This window comes from Aeromonas dhakensis (assembly GCF_002285935.1).
GTDB classification, from domain to species: domain Bacteria; phylum Pseudomonadota; class Gammaproteobacteria; order Enterobacterales; family Aeromonadaceae; genus Aeromonas; species Aeromonas dhakensis.
Genome location: NZ_CP023141.1, coordinates 4,419,763 through 4,436,674 on the forward strand (window position 1 = coordinate 4,419,763; position 16,912 = coordinate 4,436,674).

18 protein-coding genes are annotated in these 16,912 nt (G+C 60.8%); 4 read left to right on the plus strand and 14 right to left on the minus strand.

Annotated elements, in window-relative coordinates; genetic code table 11:
* Positions 1-19: 19 nt before the first annotated feature.
* The 3 genes from xni (at position 20) to CK627_RS20385 (ending at position 2,539) form a co-directional block, all read left to right on the plus strand.
* The gene (xni, locus tag CK627_RS20375) at positions 20-823 is read left to right on the plus strand and encodes a flap endonuclease Xni (RefSeq protein WP_095593225.1); all 804 of its coding nucleotides are present in this window, start codon (positions 20-22) and stop codon (positions 821-823) included.
* A gap of 146 nt (positions 824-969) precedes the next feature.
* Positions 970-1,977: an isocitrate dehydrogenase gene (locus CK627_RS20380; RefSeq protein WP_095593226.1), complete on the plus strand. Its 1,008-nt coding sequence runs from the start codon at positions 970-972 to the stop codon at positions 1,975-1,977.
* Between the two features lie 121 nt (positions 1,978-2,098).
* Positions 2,099-2,539, plus strand: a complete 441-nt coding sequence (locus tag CK627_RS20385) for a hypothetical protein (RefSeq protein WP_005303511.1) — start codon at positions 2,099-2,101, stop codon at positions 2,537-2,539.
* Between the two features lie 71 nt (positions 2,540-2,610).
* Here CK627_RS20385 and rlmM read toward each other — a convergent pair whose 3' ends face one another.
* The 6 genes from rlmM to dinB form a co-directional block, all read right to left on the minus strand.
* Positions 2,611-3,705 (minus strand): 23S rRNA (cytidine(2498)-2'-O)-methyltransferase RlmM, encoded by a 1,095-nt coding sequence (rlmM, locus tag CK627_RS20390; RefSeq protein ID WP_005303513.1) that lies wholly within the window; start codon positions 3,703-3,705, stop codon positions 2,611-2,613.
* Positions 3,698-4,084, minus strand: a complete 387-nt coding sequence (locus CK627_RS20395; protein WP_010634798.1) for a DUF423 domain-containing protein — start codon at positions 4,082-4,084, stop codon at positions 3,698-3,700. Before CK627_RS20395 ends, rlmM begins: the two co-directional genes overlap by 8 nt.
* 30 nt (positions 4,085-4,114) lie before the next feature.
* Complete coding sequence (locus CK627_RS20400; RefSeq protein ID WP_095593227.1) at positions 4,115-4,753, minus strand: alpha/beta fold hydrolase; 639 nt, start codon at positions 4,751-4,753, stop codon at positions 4,115-4,117.
* Positions 4,746-5,666, minus strand: a complete 921-nt coding sequence (locus CK627_RS20405; RefSeq protein ID WP_005303519.1) for a transcriptional regulator GcvA — start codon at positions 5,664-5,666, stop codon at positions 4,746-4,748. Before CK627_RS20405 ends, CK627_RS20400 begins: the two co-directional genes overlap by 8 nt.
* Before the next feature lie 283 nt (positions 5,667-5,949).
* Entirely contained in the window at positions 5,950-8,091 is a 2,142-nt protein-coding gene (locus CK627_RS20410; RefSeq protein ID WP_010634800.1) for a methyl-accepting chemotaxis protein, read from the minus strand.
* 68 nt (positions 8,092-8,159) lie between these two features.
* A complete protein-coding gene (gene dinB, locus CK627_RS20415) occupies positions 8,160-9,212 on the minus strand; it encodes a DNA polymerase IV (protein WP_017764095.1) in 1,053 nt (350 codons plus the stop codon).
* 131 nt (positions 9,213-9,343) lie between these two features.
* On the opposite strand from dinB, the gene CK627_RS20420 reads away from it, so the two are divergent.
* Entirely contained in the window at positions 9,344-9,565 is a 222-nt protein-coding gene (locus CK627_RS20420) for a hypothetical protein (protein ID WP_010634802.1), read from the plus strand.
* A 78-nt stretch (positions 9,566-9,643) separates the two neighbouring features.
* Here CK627_RS20420 and nqrM read toward each other — a convergent pair whose 3' ends face one another.
* The 8 genes from nqrM to CK627_RS20460 are packed head-to-tail and all read right to left on the minus strand — an operon-like array spanning position 9,644 to position 16,744.
* Positions 9,644-9,868, minus strand: a complete 225-nt coding sequence (gene nqrM, locus CK627_RS20425) for a (Na+)-NQR maturation NqrM (RefSeq protein ID WP_005303529.1) — start codon at positions 9,866-9,868, stop codon at positions 9,644-9,646.
* Positions 9,869-9,879: 11 nt separating this feature from the next.
* Complete coding sequence (locus CK627_RS20430) at positions 9,880-10,920, minus strand: FAD:protein FMN transferase ApbE (RefSeq protein ID WP_005303533.1); 1,041 nt, start codon at positions 10,918-10,920, stop codon at positions 9,880-9,882.
* Positions 10,921-10,923: 3 nt separating this feature from the next.
* Positions 10,924-12,147: an NADH:ubiquinone reductase (Na(+)-transporting) subunit F gene (nqrF, locus tag CK627_RS20435; protein ID WP_005303535.1), complete on the minus strand. Its 1,224-nt coding sequence runs from the start codon at positions 12,145-12,147 to the stop codon at positions 10,924-10,926.
* 17 nt (positions 12,148-12,164) lie between these two features.
* Complete coding sequence (nqrE, locus tag CK627_RS20440; RefSeq protein WP_017764094.1) at positions 12,165-12,761, minus strand: NADH:ubiquinone reductase (Na(+)-transporting) subunit E; 597 nt, start codon at positions 12,759-12,761, stop codon at positions 12,165-12,167.
* Positions 12,762-12,764: 3 nt separating this feature from the next.
* Positions 12,765-13,397, minus strand: coding sequence for an NADH:ubiquinone reductase (Na(+)-transporting) subunit D (locus CK627_RS20445; protein WP_005303545.1), 633 nt, complete (start codon positions 13,395-13,397; stop codon positions 12,765-12,767).
* Positions 13,390-14,178, minus strand: a complete 789-nt coding sequence (locus CK627_RS20450) for a Na(+)-translocating NADH-quinone reductase subunit C (protein WP_095593228.1) — start codon at positions 14,176-14,178, stop codon at positions 13,390-13,392. The genes CK627_RS20445 and CK627_RS20450 overlap by 8 nt, the downstream gene beginning before the upstream one ends.
* Positions 14,168-15,397 (minus strand): NADH:ubiquinone reductase (Na(+)-transporting) subunit B, encoded by a 1,230-nt coding sequence (locus CK627_RS20455; protein ID WP_005303550.1) that lies wholly within the window; start codon positions 15,395-15,397, stop codon positions 14,168-14,170. The genes CK627_RS20450 and CK627_RS20455 overlap by 11 nt, the downstream gene beginning before the upstream one ends.
* A 3-nt stretch (positions 15,398-15,400) precedes the next feature.
* A complete protein-coding gene (locus CK627_RS20460; protein ID WP_005303554.1) occupies positions 15,401-16,744 on the minus strand; it encodes a Na(+)-translocating NADH-quinone reductase subunit A in 1,344 nt (447 codons plus the stop codon).
* Between the last annotated feature and the right edge of the window lie 168 nt (positions 16,745-16,912).

Consider the following 16,912-nt stretch of genomic DNA (forward strand, 5'->3'; position numbering starts at 1 on the left):
CGACTGCCAAGAGTGCCCCATGTCAAACCCAAGGCCACACCTGCTCATCATCGATGCCCTCAACCTCATCCGCCGGCTGCACGCGGTGCAGACTCAGCAGGCGCTGACTCCGGCCCAGGCGTTGATCGCCACCCGTGCCAACCTCATCAATACCTGCCGCAAGCTGCTGGCCGGCAGCGAGCCGACCCACGTCATCGCGGTGTTCGATGGCGAGGTGCACAGCTGGCGCAAGGAGGTCTATCCCGCCTACAAGGAGGGACGCACCCCCATGCCGGCCGAGCTGCGCGAAGGGCTGAACGAGCTGCAGGATGCCTTCTGGGAGTGCGGTGTCGATGCCCTGCTCTCCCAGACCGACGAGGCGGACGATCTCATCGCCACCCTGGCCAGCGGCATTGCCCAGCACGGTGCCAGCGCCACCATCATCTCCACCGACAAGGGCTTCTGCCAGCTCATCTGCCCGCAGATCCGGATCCGCGACTACTTCAACAAGCGCTGGCTGGATGCCGCCTTCGTCGAGCAGCAATACGGCGTAGCCCCGGCCCAGCTGGTGGACTTCTGGGCCCTGACCGGCATCGGTGGCTCCAACATCAAGGGGGTGCCCGGCATCGGCCCCAAGACAGCCACCCAGCTGCTGCAACAATACGGCGATCTCGCTGCCATGCTGACCGCCTGCCAGCAGGAGGACGCCGCCAAGCCTTTGCTCAAGCTGCGTCAGCACCAGGATGAGGCCCTGCTGGCCCAGCGACTGGTACGGCTGCAGCGGGACATCCCCCTTGGCTTCAACCTGCGGGAGATCCGTTATCCGCCCACCCCGGATGCCTGATGACGCTATCTCGCCAAGCATGACCGGACTCACTCTCGCTGTTGACAAAAACAGATAGAATGTAAAGAAACATGGAGGGTTAGGTGGAGAAATGGTATAAAACCGCCGAATCCTCCCCCTCTGTTCCCTAGAAGTGGATACGTCTCATGTCAAAAAGAAAAATTACCGTCATCCCGGGCGACGGCATCGGCCCCAGCATCATCGAATCCGCCATCCAGATCCTGACCCACGCCGGTTGTGACTTCGAATACGAATACGCGGACGCCGGTCTGGTGGCGCTGGAGAAGCACGGCGAGCTGCTGCCCCAGGCCACACTCGACCTGATTGAGAAGAACAAGGTCACCCTGAAAGGCCCCCTCACCACCCCGGTCGGCGGCGGTTTCACCTCCATCAACGTCTCCCTGCGCAAGAAGTTCAACCTCTACGCCAACGTGCGTCCCGTTCTCTCCTTCAAGGGCACCCGCAGCCGTTACGACAACATCGACATCATCACGGTGCGTGAAAACACCGAAGGGATGTATTCGGGGGCAGGTCAGAAGCGCAGCGATGACAACCAGAGCGCGGAGGCGATGAGCATCATCACCCGCGAAGGGGCCGAGCGCATCGTCAAGTTCGCCTTCGAGCTGGCCCGTCAGGAAGGGCGCAGAAAGGTCACCATCATCCACAAGGCCAACATCCTCAAGTCCACCTCCGGTCTGTTCCTGGAAGTGGCCCGTGAGGTGGCCAGCCGCTACCCGGACATCCAGAGCGAAGAGATGATCGTCGATGCCGCCTGCATGAACCTGGTGATGTACCCGGAGCGCTTCGACGTCATGGTCACCACCAACCTGTTCGGCGACATCCTCTCGGATCTGTGTGCCGGTCTGGTCGGCGGCCTCGGTATGGCGCCGGGCGCCAACATCGGTGATGGCGCCGCCATCTTCGAAGCGGTGCACGGCTCTGCCCCGGACATCGCCGGCAAGAACATCGCCAACCCCACCTCGGTGATCCTCGCCTCCATCCAGATGCTGGAGTATCTGGGCATGCAGGACAAGGCCGAGCGCATTCGCGAAGCGGTGCGCGCCACCATCGAATCCGGCGACCGGGTGACCCGGGATCTGGGGGGCAACGCCTCCACCAGCGAGTTCACCCAATCCATCATAGATCGTTTGTAATTGGTGCCAACTTGTTGATTTAAAAAGGGAGCTTCGGCTCCCTTTGTTTTATCTCACGGCGCGCTCCCCCCTTTGTCGATTGGCTACTATGTTCAATAGATAAGGGATAAGGAGATCCATTATGCGCGCTATCGTTACCCTGTTGCTCATCAGCAGCAATGTCATGGCAATAGACAGACCGGTCGAGAATGCCTGGCCCCAGCTGCCGCCATCCACCCAGCCGGCCAGCCAGGTCTGGCAATCCACCCTGGATACCAATGACCTGCTCAAGGCTCCCAAACCCCTCTCCTTCGGGATGGATGTCGTCACCGACAGCAATGGCAACAGTCAGGTCACTCCCTATCAGAAGCTCAACCTGACCGCCGAGAAGAGCGTCAGCCTCTCCTTCGAACAGCACAAGCCCAGGATCAAGTTCAAGACCGCCGGCATGAACACCTCTCTCAAGCTGCGCAGCAACGGCGTCAAGCTGGAGTTCAGCCCGACCGATCGCACCATACCGCTCGACATCGAGCTCAAGCTTACCGATGGCGAATCCTCGCTGCGTTTTGACTATCGCTTCTGAACGCAAGCCGAATAAAAAGGCCGACAACCTTGGGGTTGTCGGCCTTTTTGTCAGCCCATGTCAGCCAGCCTTCACTCCTGGGGGGAGAGCTTGGAGACCCAGTACTTGTTGAAGACATGCACCGTGATCTCTTCGCGATCGTGGTAGAGCTGCTTGGCCTGAATGATGAAGCCGCCATCGATCTCCGCCAGCAGTTCACGCAGCACCTGGATGTTGTGCACCGCCTCGGCGTAGCGCTTCTTCATCGGCAGCTTGAGGTTGAACATGGCTTCTTGGCAATCGCCCTCGCGGAACCAGTCGGCGATCATGTGGGTCACCCGTGCCGGCTTGTCGACCATGTCACACACCAGCCAGTAGATGTTCTTCTTGCTGGGACGCCAGACAAAGCCGTCATCGCGGATGTGCTTGACCTGGCCGGTATCCATCAGGGATTGCGCCATCATACCGTTGTCCACCGCGGTCACCATCATGTCGCGACGCACCAGCTGATAGGTCCAGCCGCCCGGGCAGGCACCGAGATCCACCGCCTTCATGCCGGAGCGCAGCCGCACGTCCCACTCTTCCCGCGGTACGAACACGTAGAAGGCCTCTTCCAGCTTGAGGCTGGAGCGGCTTGGCGCATCGGCAGGGAAGCGCAGGCGCGGGATCCCCATGTGGAAGGCGGAGTTGTTGAAGGAGTAGGAGTAACCCAGCAACACGTGGTCGTTGGCCAGGAAGAAGGCGTGGAACACCGGACGGTTCGGGGTCTCCTTCTTGGTCAGGATCTCGTTGCTGCGCAGCGCCTGGCGCAGCGGCACGGTGAATTTGCGGCAGAAGGCGGAGAGCTCCTTCGCCTCGTTGGTGTCGGCCGTCTCCACCCGCAGATCACCGCAGATGGCGTAGTCGCGGGTCGCCTCGATGATCGGGGTGATCCGATCCGCCAGATCCAGCTCCTTGAGCTCGCAGGTCACCACCAGCATCTGGCGGATGAAAATGAGCTCCTTGAACGGCAGCTTGCGCGCCAGCAGATCGGCCTCTTCCTCACCGTAGCATTCGAAGATGATGTAGCCGCTGTCGTCCTTGACCCGGGCAAAGCCATAACACTGCATGTTAGTGGCTCGTTCGGTGATCTCTGCCGCCGCCTCTTTCTCAAAACCGGGGCGGCAATAAAGCAGCAGATTATTCATTCTTTCCTCCAAGACGACAGCCAGCCCACATCAGGGCCGCCCATCCCAACATAAAACAGAGGCCACCGGCCGGGGTGATGAGCCCCAAGCCCTTGCTGCCAAGCAGCACCATGGCGTAAATACTGCCGGAGAATCCCAGGATCCCCAGCACAAAGGCGGTGCCAGCCAGGTTGATCACCTTGCTGCGCACACCGCACCACCCCAGCACCAGCAGGGCCAGGGCGTGAAAAAACTGATACTGCACGGCGGTATTGAAGGCCGCCAGACGCGAAGGGTCGATGCCGGTGGCCGCCAGACCGTGGGCACCATAGGCGCCCAGCATGGTCGCCGTCAGGCCGAAAAAGCCCGCCAGCACCAGCCAATGTCGATGAAATTGCATCCCTTGCCTCCTTATTGTCCCGCGCCAGCCTCAACCCCGCGCCGGGATGGTCGCAATGAAATCCTTGATCCGTTCGGCCGCCTGGCGCAGGTTGCCCTGCTCGCTCGCACCGCTGCTCTTGCGCGGCTTGAAGCCATGATCACCATCGGTCAGCCAATGGACCGATACGGCGGATGAGAAGGGGAAATCAGTCAGTTCGGCACGGGTGCCGAAGGTATCGCGCTCCCCTTGCAACAGCAGGGTTGGCGTCTTGATCTGCTTGAGCACCTCGCCCCGCCAGCGGTCGGGCTTGGCCGGGGGGTGGAAAGGATACCCGAGAATGAGCAATCCTGCAGCATTCATCTCGTCCTCACTCTCCTGATAGAGTTCAGCCGCCATCCGCCCGCCCATGGATTTGCCCGCCAGAAACAGTCTGGGATGAGCAAACGCCTTGATCATCTGGCGCCAATGGTCGAGCAGGGCGGGCTGCCGGTCCGGCGGACGACGCTTGCCATCCAGGGCACGCTTGCTCATGTAGGGAAAGTTGAAACGCACCACCTCGATGTCGGGCCCGGCCAGCAGCCGCGACAGCTCGGCCAGAAAGGCGTGCTCCATGCCCGCCCCGGCACCGTGTGCCAACAGAATGCGAACGGGGGCATCAACCGCCCCCTCCCGGATCACCTCATGCATCGGCCAGTCGGGCCCGGCGACGGGCCTCCTCCTGCTCCACCAGTTCCAGCATCCAGTCGCGGAAGGCGACTATCTTGCCCTGATCGGACTGCTGCTCCTGGCACACCAGATAGAAGGCGTTCTTGCTCACCAGCACCTGCTCAAACGGGCAGATGAGGCGGCCCGCCTCTATCTCTGGCTGGGCCAGCACGCTGTGGCCAAGGGCCACCCCCTGGCCGTGAATGGCGGCCTGGATCACCATGGTGGAGTGGCTGAAGATGGGCCCTTGGTTGACGTTGGGGGCATCGATGTCGAGCTGGCGAAACCAGGCCTTCCAGTCGCGACGCGAGGTGTCGTGCAGCAGGGTGTGGCGGGTCAGATCGTCCGGGGTGCGCAGCGGCTTGGGACCGGTCAGCAGCAGCGGTGAACAGACCGGGATCAGATACTCGGTGTGCAGCTTGTCGGCCCGCAGGCCAGGCCAGTTGCCACGTCCGTAGTAGATGGCCACGTCCACGTCGTCGGTGAGCGAGCCCTCGTCCATGTCCACCGCCTTGATCCGCACGTCGATGTCGGGATGACGTTCGCTGAACTTGACCAGCCGCGGCACCAGCCACTGGATGGCGAAGCTCGGCTGCAGAGAAACGGTGAGCGCGCCCTTGGCGCTGCGGGCCAGCAACTTGTCGGTCGCCTCCGAAATGGAGGTGAAGATGTCCTTGATGTCGAGGAAGTAGCCCTGCCCCTCCTCGGTCAGCAACAGAGAACGGTTCTTGCGGCGAAACAGCTTGATACCGAGGTACTCTTCCAGCGCCTTGATCTGGTGACTGATGGCGGCTTGGGTCACGAACAGCTCCTCCGCAGCGCGGGTGAAGCTTAAATGACGAGCCGCAGCTTCAAACGCTTTCAGTGCGTTGAGCGGGGGTAAACGACGAGACATGAGACCAGCCGACGATGAGTTTTTCTAATGGGCCGCATTATAATTTGTCGGTTGCGGGTCGACCAGTGAATAAACATAATTCGCTTCGCAATCCGTTGCCATATGGCTCACTTTTTCTCTTCCATGTTGGTTTACATGTGATTTTTGTGAGTCTCTGGAGTGCGATTGTGGTGTTGTGTTTCTTCCTCTGCGGGAAGAGGGGCTTAAATCAGACCGATTTAACCCAGTCTGTCATCTGAATGTGTTTGGCGCCTCCGGTTGGAAGGCGCCTTTTTTCTTATCCCTATACCTTGAACTGCCCCACCAGTTGCTGCTGCTTGTCGGCCAGCGCCGACAGCTCGCGACCATTTTCGGCGGAGCTGGCCGCCTCGGCCCGGATGGTGTGGCTCACATCGCGAATGTTGCTGACGTTGCGATTGATCTCATCCGCCACCCCGCTCTGCTCCTGCGCCGCCCTCGCGATCTGCTCGTTCATCTGATGAATGGTGCCGACCGCGTGGATGATCTGCTCCAGCACGCTGACCGACAGGTCCACCTTGGTCAACGTCAGATCCGCTTGACCGTGGCCGGTCATGATCGCCTTCACCACCGCCTCGGTGCCGGATTGCAGCTGGCCGATGAGGGTCTGGATCTCGACGATGGCGTTCTGGGTGCGGCCCGCCAGATTGCGCACCTCGTCCGCCACCACCGCAAAACCACGGCCCTGCTCGCCGGCCCGCGCCGCCTCGATGGCGGCGTTGAGCGCCAGCAGGTTGGTCTGCTCGGCGATCCCCTGGATCACCACCAGGATGTCGTTGATGTTCTCGCTGTTGGCTGACAGGTGCTCCACCACCGGCTTGGCATCGCTGATCACCGCCATCAGCTTGCGCATCGCCTCCTGGGTGTCGGCCACCACGTACTTGCCCTCCTGCGCCGCCGTGTCGGCCTGGTTGGCAGCGGCCACCGCCGAGTTGGCGTTGCTGGCCACCTGCAGGGCGGTGGCGCTCAACTCCTCGAACGCGGTCGCCACCAGGTCTACCTCCTGGTACTGGGCCTGCATGCCGGCACTGGTGCGTTCGGCGACACTGGCCGCCTGTTCGGCGCTGGCACGAGTGCCGGCAACGGTATCTATGACCTGGCTGATGGTACTCTGCAGCTTGTTCAAGAAGCTGTTGAACCACTTGGCCAGCTCGCCTATCTCGTCGTCACGGCGCAGCTCGATGCGCTGGGTGAGATCCCCCTCGCCGCTGGCAATGTCCTTGAGGCGGGCCACCACGGCGCGGATGGGGGCCACTATCTGGTGGGCCATCAGCCAGATGCAGATCAGCGCCACCGCCGAGATGAGGCCACCGATGAGCAGCTGGGTCATCACGCTGCGGCTGGCCTGGCCGGAGAGATCGTCCTGCAGCTGAAGGGCCGAGGCGAGCACCACGCTGCGCGGCAGCTCGATGTAGATGCCCCATTTCTGTTCCGTACCGCGCATCTTGACCGGTACGAAGGTCTGCAGCAGGTTGCCGTCCGGACTCCAGCGACTGGCCACCTGCCCCTGGCCCAGCCAGCCCTGCAAGGCGGCCGTCAGGGTCTGATACTGCTGACCGAGCGGACTGCCCAGGGTGACGTCGAAGCCGTCCACCCCGGCAACACGGCCCTGACTGCTCACCAGCAGCACCTTGCCCTGCCCCTCATAGAGCTCCTGATCCATCTCCTTGACCAGACTCTGCAGCGCGGTCAGCGAGATATCGACCCCGACCATGCCGAGCAGCTTGTCTTGCTCCAGCAGAGGCACTGTCACCGAGGTCATCAATACCTTTTGCGACCCCACATCGTCCAGATAAGGCTCCAGCAGACAGAGGGCCTTGCTGCGAATGCTGCAGCGATACCACTCGTTCTCCACCCCGCCGGCCGCGGTCGGGCTCTCGTCCGCCAGCACGGATTCGTCCTGCACCTCGGGTTCAATCTTGCCGTCGACCCGCGCCCAGTAGGTGGAGAAACGCCCCTGATCGTTGGAGCCCAGCGCGCTGGAGCCGTGGTAGTTGCTGTCTTCGCCGTCGAGCTGGTCCGGCTCGAACACCGCATAGACGCCGAGCAGGTGATCGGAGGAGGCGGCCGCGTCATGCAGTTGCTGGTTGACGGCGGTACGCAGTGATTCGGAGGAGCCGAAATTGTCGGCCGCGTTCTTGCGCTGGAACAGGATCCCCTGGCCCAGCAGGGTTGCCCGGAAGTAGGCCTCGTCCAGATAACTGGTCACCTTGGCCGCCTGCTCCGAGCCCATCGCCTTCATCCAGTTTTCGGCCGCACTCTGGGCTTCCGCCGTGGTAGAAGTCAGCACCTGATCCTGCATGTTGGCAGCACTGAAGAGAGAAGAGGCCACCAGGGCACCGGCACTGGCCAACAAACAACAACCGGCGATCAGGGTGATCCGCCCCTGAACAGAAAGAGAACTCATGCCACCATTTCCTAGCTTCATACTGATGTGATCAGTGTATCGGTTTTAGAAACAAAAACTTAACCTTATCACGCTAAATCCAGGGCAAGTTGGTTCACTTCGCCGGCCGCCGGCAGGCCGACCACCAATCCCAGTAGCCGAATGGGTTTGCCCTGTGCCCGCAGCAAACCTTCGTGCAACAGATCGTGAAACCGCTCCGGCTGGTAACCCCCGCGCCGGTAGACGGTGGTCTGCTGGAAATCGGCAAACTTGAGCTTGATCCCCTGCCCCATCAACTGCTCCTTGCCGTGGCTGGCCGAGAATCGCTGCTCCAGCTCGGGAATGAGCCTGCTCAGTACCTGCCAACAGGCGGCCTCATCCAGCACGTCGCTGGCCAGGGTGGTCTCCACCCCTATGGTCTTGCGCACCCGCTGGGCCTGTACCGGCTGCTCGTCGTGGCCCCAGATCCGCCCGGCCAGCATCTCCCCGAGCTTGCCGAAACGGGCTATCAGCTCCTCGTTGCCGAGCTGACGTGCATCTTCGCAGGAGTAAAGGCCGAGCGACTCCAGCCGATCCGCGGTCTTGCGACCGATGCCGGGCAGCTTGCCGAGGGGCAGCTGGCGCACGAACTCATCCACCTCCTGCGGGCGGATCACGAACAGGCCGTCCGGCTTGCGCTGCTCGGAGGCGAGCTTGGCCAGAAACTTGTTCGGCGCCACCCCGGCCGAGGCGGTCAGCCCCAGTTCGGCATTGATCGCGGCGCGGATCTCGCGGGCCATCAGGGTGGCACTGCCGCCACAGCAGGGGCTCATCGTCACGTCGAGATAGGCCTCATCGAGGGAGAGCGGCTCCACCTGCTCGGTGTAGCGCAGAAAGATGGCCCGCAGCTGGCGGGAGACCTCCTTGTAGACCGCCATCCGGCCGGGAATGAGCACCAGCGGCGGGCAGAGCTTGCGTGCCAGCGCGCTCGGCATGGCGGAGCGCACCCCGAAGCGGCGCGCCACATAGTTGCAGGTCGAGATGACACCGCGCCTGTCCGCCGAGCCGCCGATGGCCAGCGGTACCTCGCGCAGGGCCGGGTTGTCCCGCATCTCTACCGCGGCATAGAAGCAGTCCATGTCGATGTGAATGATCTTGCGCATACCACTGTACGAATAAACAGGTGACCTGCCTATGCTAACCCAGCCCTGCCATTTCTGCCATCGGCATGAAATGACCGGCAGACATAGACTCTTAAGGCACCATTTATAATCCATCGCACAAGGAGAATGAGATGAAGGGAGTCTGGCCGGGGTTGGCTCTGGGGCTCTGCCTGCTGCTGCCGCAGCAGAGCACTGGCAAGGACAATCCGACCGCCGAGTGTAGCTGGTTGCACGAGCGCATCGAGGCGCTGGAAAAGGCCATCAAACAGGGAGACGAGCTGGGTACGCAGGAGGAGCTGGCACGCTGGCGGGCCGAATTCAACAAGAAGGAGTGCCAGCGCTACGACTACTGAGCGCTCGCCATAAAGAACGGGCTGACCCAAGGGTCAGCCCGTTTTGCTTTCGACATGGGTGCGAGTGCCCCTGCCCGCTCAGATGATCCGGTTCTCGGCCAGCATCTTGCGACGGGCCTCTTCCTTGGCCATCTTCTTCTTGCGGTTGTCGCAGGGTTCCGGGCAATCACACTCTTTTTCGATACCTATGCTGCCAAGTCCGCCACAGGAGCCGGAGATGGTCTTCTTCTGGAAGATGTAGCCGATGGCCATGGCCACCACCACCACCAGAAACACCCCGAAGGTGATCAAAAAAATCTGCATGTTACCGCCCCTTATTTTCTAACCAGATACTGTTTGAAGGCATCGGAGTAAGACTCCTCGAAACCCTCATCCGTCTTGGTGATCACGAAAATGGCCAGCCCCCGCTCCTTGGCGTAGGCCAGGCTCTTCTCGGGTCCGAGCACCATGAACACGGTCGCCAGCCCGTCTGCAGTCATGCAGGAGGGGTGGATCACGGTCACCGACACCATCCGGTGCTGAATAGGCTTGCCGGTCATGGGATCGATGGTGTGGGAGAAGCGCTTGCCGTCCAGCTCGTAATAGTTGCGGTACTCGCCCGAGGTCGCCACCCCGTTGTCGCCCGCCACTATCACCTCCTGCACCGAGCCGGCGTTGGCCGTCGGTTTCTCGATGGCGACGCGCCAGGGGTGACCCTTGCCGTTGACGCCATTGATCCGCAATTCGCCGCCGATCTCAACCAGATAGTTGCGCGAACCCAGGGACTCCAGATACTCGGCCACCTTGTCGACGCCAAAGCCCTTGGCAATGGCGGAGAGATCCACGTAGAGATCCGGGATGTCCTTTTGCAGGGTATCGGCATCGACGGAGGTGATCACGTGCAGATTGCCGAGCCCGGTCTTCTGGCGGGTCTGGGTGATCAGCTCGTCAGACGGCGTCTTGGTCGGGCGCGCGTCGGGTCCGAAGCCCCACAGATTGACCAAGGGGCCGACGGTGACGTCCAGCGCCCCGCGGCTCTCACGGCCAATGTGAATGGCCTCGGTCACCACCCGCGCGGTATCGCGGGAGACCACCACGGGCGTCGAGCTGCGGTGCTGGTTGAAGCGCGACAGCTCGGAGTCCGGCCGGTAGGTCGACATCTGATCGTTCACCCGCTCCAGCAGTACATCGACCTCGGCCTGGAACTTGGCGGGATCGGTGATGACGTTGTCCGCCACCTTGATGGAGTAGTAGGTACCCATGGTGCTGCCGGTGATGTGAATTTCCGGCTTCGATTGGACCGTTTGTTCCTGACCGCACCCAGTCAAGAAAAAGGCTAGCCCGAAGGCTAGCCAGGTCTTTACAACACTGTGCATTGATTAACCACCAAAGTCATCCAGCAGGATGTTCTCGTCTTCAACGCCGAGGTTTTTCAGCATGTTGATGACGGCAGCGTTCATCACGGGAGGACCGCACATGTAGAACTCGCAATCTTCCGGCGCCTCGTGGTTCTTGAGATAGTTCTCGAACAGCACGTTGTGGATGAAGCCGGTGTAGCCGTCCCAGTTGTCTTCCGGTTGCGGATCAGACAGGGCCACGTGCCACTGGAAGTTGTCGTTCTCGGCCTGCAGCATGTCGAAGTCTTCGACATAGAACATCTCGCGCTTGGAACGGGCACCGTACCAGAAGCTCATCTTGCGCTTGGTCTTCAGACGGCGCAGCTGATCGAAGATGTGAGAACGCATCGGCGCCATACCGGCACCACCACCGATGAACACCATTTCCGCGTCGGTGTCCTTGGCGAAGAACTCGCCGAACGGACCGGAGATGGTCACCTTGTCGCCCGCCTTCAGGCTGAAGATGTAGGAGGACATCTGGCCGGGAGGGGCAGTCCAGTTGCTGGGCGGCGGGGTCGCGATCCGCACGTTCAGCATGATGATGCCGAACTCTTCCGGATAGTTGGCCATGGAGTAGGCACGGATGATCGGCTCGTTGACCTTGGACTCCAGCTCGAAGATCTTGAAGCGATCCCAGTCACCGCGATATTCGGTGGGAATATCGAAGTTCTTGTACTGCACGTGGTGGGCAGGCGCTTCGATCTGGATATAACCACCGGCGCGGAACGGCACGCTCTCGCCATCGGGGATCTGCAGCTTGAGCTCCTTGATGAAGGTGGCCTTGTTGTCATTGGAGATGACGGTACATTCCCACTTCTTCACGCCGAAGATCTCTTCCGGCAGCTCGATGTCCATGTCGGAACGAACGGTGACCTGACAGGCCAGACGCTCGCCGTGACGGGCTTCGCCCTTGCTGATGTGATCCAGCTCGGTCGGCAGGATGTCGCCGCCGCCGGATTTCACCCGTACCTTGCACTGACCACAGGAGCCGCCGCCGCCGCAGGCGGAGGAGACGAAGATACCGCTGCCGGCCAGCACGCCGAGCAGCTTGCCACCCGCCGGGCTGGTCACAGCCTTGGCCGGGTCGCCGTTGATGCTGATTGTCACGTCACCGGCGGTCACCAGCTTGGACTTGGCGAACAGAATGACTGCCACCAAGGCCAGCAGGATCACGGTGAACATGACCACACCCAGAATAATTTCCATCTATATTTCCTTTCCGATTACAGGGAAATACCAGAGAAGGACATGAAGCCCAGCGCCATCAGACCCGCGGTGATGAAGGTGATGCCGAGACCACGCAGGCCTTCCGGAACATCGGAGTACTTCATCTTCTCGCGGATCCCCGCCATCGCCACGATGGCAAGCATCCAGCCGGCTCCAGAACCCACGCCATACACCACGGACTCAACGAAGTTGTAGTCACGCTGCACCATGAAGGAGACGCCACCGAAGATGGCGCAGTTCACTGTGATGAGCGGCAGGAAGATACCGAGGGCGTTGTAGAGGGCCGGGAAATACTTGTCCAGCGCCATCTCCAGGATCTGTACCAGGGCCGCAATCACCCCGATGAAGGTGATGAAGCTCAGGAAGCTCAGATCCAGACCGGACACCAGGGCACCGTCTTTGAGCACGTAGTTGTAGATCAGGTTGTTGGCCGGCACGGCCACGGTCTGAACCACGATAACGGCGACACCCAGGCCCATGGCGGTCTTGACCTTCTTGGACACCGCCAGGAAGGTACACATCCCCAGGAAGAAGGAGAGCGCCAGGTTCTCGATGAAGATCGAGCGAATCAACAGACTGATATAGTGTTCCATACCTTAATCCTTCGCCTCCACCTGCTTGGGATCCTTGGTGCGTACGCCCCAGATGATCAGACCAATGATGAAGAACGCACTCGGCGGCAGCAGCAGCAGGCCGTTCGGCACATACCAGCCACCATTGTTCACCAGCGGCAGCAGTTCGATGCCGAACCAGGTGCCGGAGCCCAGGATTTCACGCACGGTGGCCACGGTCAGCAGCACGGCGCCATAACCCAGACCGTTGCCGATACCATCCAGGAAGGAGGGCAGCGGGGCACTCTTCATGGCGTAGGCTTCGGCACGGCCCATCACGATACAGTTGGTGATGATGAGGCCGACGAACACCGACAGCTGTTTGGAGATGTCGTAGGCATACGCCTTGAGCACCTGGTCAACCACGATAACCAGCGAGGCAATCACCGCCATCTGGGCGATGATCCGCACGCTGTTCGGGATCTGGTTGCGGATCAGGGAGATGAACAGGTTGGAGAAGGCGGTGACCGCGGTAACGGCCAGCGTCATCACGAACGCAGTCTTCATCTGGCTGGTAACGGCCAGCGCGGAACAGACACCCAGCACCTGCAGTGCGATGGGGTTGTTGCCGAGCACAGGCGTCAACAGCAACTTTTTCATTTCGCTCTTGTCAGCCATTGTTGATTTCTCCTGCACGAACCTTGGCCAGGAAAGGACCGAAGCCCTTGGGACCCATCCAGAAGTCGAAGGTATGCTGTACGCCGTTACCGGTCAGGGTCGCGCCGGACAGGCCGTCGATCTCATGCTCGGAACCAGCCGGAGCATGACCCTTGATCACCCGCAGCGCAGGCTGACCGTTCTGGTCGAACAGCTTCTTGCCGACGAACAGCTCGCGCCAGGCCGGGTTCTCGACTTCGCCACCCAGACCCGGGGTTTCACCGTGGTCGTAGTAGGTGATGCCCTTGATGGTCTGGCCATCGGCCGCAACCGCTACAAACGCATACATGGTAGACCACAGACCCTGGCCGTAGATCGGCAGGATGATGTTGTCGACCTTGCCTTCGGCATCTTTGGCGAAGAACACCGGGACCAGCTTGGAGATCTGACGCAGACCGGCCTTGTCGTCGGTCGGAGCCAGGCGAATGTTCTGGGCAGGATCTTTGGCGGCGACCTTGGTGTCGAAGTTGTCGGCATCGCCGTCAACGAACTCACCGGTGGCCAGATCCACCAGACGCGCTTCAATCTTGTCGCCATACAGCTTGGCCAGGTCACGCTTGGCCACGGCGCTGATGTCGACGCCGGCGACGGACAGGATGTTACTTTGCTTGTCCAGCGCCTTGTTTTCCAGCTGGGCCGGACGCAGACCCACGGCGGCCACGGAGACCACGATGGAGCAGACCAGACACAGACCGGTCACTACGGCGAGAGTGCCGGTAGTAGAGTCTTTATTAAACGCCACGAGCGATCCTCCGCTTGATGTTCGCCTGTGCCACGAAATGGTCAAACAAGGGGGCAAACAGGTTGGCAAACAGAATGGCCAGCATCATGCCTTCCGGGAAGGCGGGGTTCACGACCCGGATCAGCACCACCATCACGCCGATCAGGGCGCCGTACCACCACTTGCCCTTGTTGGTGAAGGCAGCGGAGACGGGGTCGGTCGCCATGAAGGCCATACCGAAGGCGAAACCACCCAGCACCAGGTGCCAGTGCCACGGCATATTGAACATGGGGTTGGTGTCGGAACCGATGACGTTGAACAGCAGGGAGGTAGCTACCATGCCGATCATCACGCCGGCGATGATGCGCCAGGAGGCGATGCGCATGTAGACGATCATGGCCGCACCCAGCAGGATCATCAGGGTGGAGACTTCACCGATGGAACCGGGCAGGTTGCCAAGGAATGCGTCCATCCAGCTGATGCTCTGGCCGGTGGCACCGTTGATCAGCGCCATCTGGCCGCCCTGGGCCCACTGGCTCAACGCGGTTGCGCCCGAGTAGCCGTCGACGGCAACCCAGACTGCATCACCGGAGATTTGACCCGGGTAGGCGAAGAACAGGAAGGCACGACCCGCCAGCGCCGGGTTCAGGAAGTTCTTGCCGGTACCACCGAACACTTCCTTGGCCAGCACCACACCGAAGGTGATACCCAGGGCAGCTTGCCACAGGGGCAGCTCGGGCGGCACGATCAGCGCGAACAGGATGGAGGTCACGAAGAAGCCTTCGTTGATCTCGTGCTTGCGCACCATGGCGAACAGCACTTCCCAGAAACCACCGACGATGAAGACGGTGATGTAGATCGGGAAGAAGTGGGCTGCACCGATCAGCATCTTGCTGCCGACGCCGGCCACCGCCGGATCCAGAGAGGCACCCAGCAGGGTAGCCAGGGCATATTGCCAGCTGCCGGCACCGGCGGCCGTGCCCAGATGGGCGATGGCGGCGATGGACTGGTTGCCGACGTTGTACATGCCCCAGAACATGGCCGGGAACACGGCCAGCCACACCATGATCATCATCCGCTTCAGATCGATCGCATCACGGACGTGGGCGGCATTGCGGGTCACGGAACCCGGGGTATAAAACAGGGTGTACGCCGCTTCGAACAGGGCATAGTACTTGGCGTACTTGCCACCCGGCTCGAAGTGATGTTCCATATTTTCAAGAAGTTGCTTGAAACTCATCGCTTAACCTTCCAGTTCAATCTTGGTCAGGCACTCACGCAAGATCGGGCCGTACTCGGTCTTGCCGGGGCAGACGAAGGTACAGAGCGCCAGATCTTCCTCATCCAGCTCCAGGCAGCCGAGCGCTTGCGCATTGTCGGTATCGCCGGAGACCAGATCCCGCAGCAGCAGGGTCGGCAGGATGTCGAGCGGCATCACGCGCTCATAGTTGCCGATAGGCACCATGGAGCGGTCACTACCGTTGGTGGTGGTAGTGAAGTTGATGAGCTTGCCCTTCACCAGGTGAGAGAGGGTGGTACGGGTGATGGAGAACTTGCTGGCGCTGGGATTGACCCAACCCAGGAACTCTTTCTCACGACCTTCACCCAGTACGCTGACCTGATTGTGGTAGCGACCCAGGTAGTCATGGACCCCTTCAGCCTTGGCACCGCTCAGCAGGGAACCGGAAATGACGCGATTCTCGTCCGCACGCAGCTCGTTGTTGGTGAGCTGGCTGATGCAGGCACCCATGCGAGTACGCAGCAGACGCGGTTTGATCACGTTCGGGCCGGCCAGGGCGATCACCTTGTCAGTATGGATCTGACCGGTGGTGAACAGCTTGCCGTAGGCGATCACGTCCTGATAGTTGATGTGCCACTGCACTTTCTTGGCACCGACAGGGTCCAGGAAGTGGATGTGGGTACCGGGCAGGCCGGCAGGGTGCGGACCGACGAACACCTCTTCCTTGACTTGCGCCAGGGAAGCGTGCGGCAGGCTGCCTTCGCCCTTACAGACATAGACGGAACCATCGGTCAGGCGGGTCAGCACGGCCAGACCGTCGAGGAACGCCTGGGACTGCTCCTTGATGATCAGCTCCGCATCGGCGGCCAGCGGGTTGGTGTCCATGGCGGTGACGAAGATGGCGCGCGGGGTGGAACCCACGGCTGGCACCTTGCTGAACGGGCGGGTACGCAACGCAGTCCATTGGCCGGACGCGACCAGGATCTCCTGCACCTTGCTGCGTTCGAGCTTGGGCAGCTCGGCACAGGCAAAATGCTCGAAGGTCACCTGCTCGTCGGACCCATCGATATCGATGACAACGGATTGCAGAATGCGCTTGGCACCACGGTTGATCTCTGAAACCACACCGGTGGCGGGGGCCGTGAATTTAACGCCGGGATTCTTCTTATCTTCGAAGAGCTCCTGACCTTTAATGACGCGATCACCTACTTTGACAAACATAGTAGGACGCATCCCCACGAACTCTTCGCCGAGTGTAGCAACACGGGTGATGGCCGGGCCATCGTAGATTACTTGCTCCGGAGCACCCAGCACGGGGATGTCCAGTCCTCTTTTAATTGTAATCATACTCACTTGCACTACCGTTAAGGGAAGACAGGTTGGTTAGCGCCGAGAAATACATCACGACGAGTTGTTGAATGAGCCCGTTGATGTTGCGGCAAGATGTCGAAGAAACAAACAAATCAGCAACATACAGAGTCATTCAAAAGCGCCTGAGTTTACCACCTATGGCAA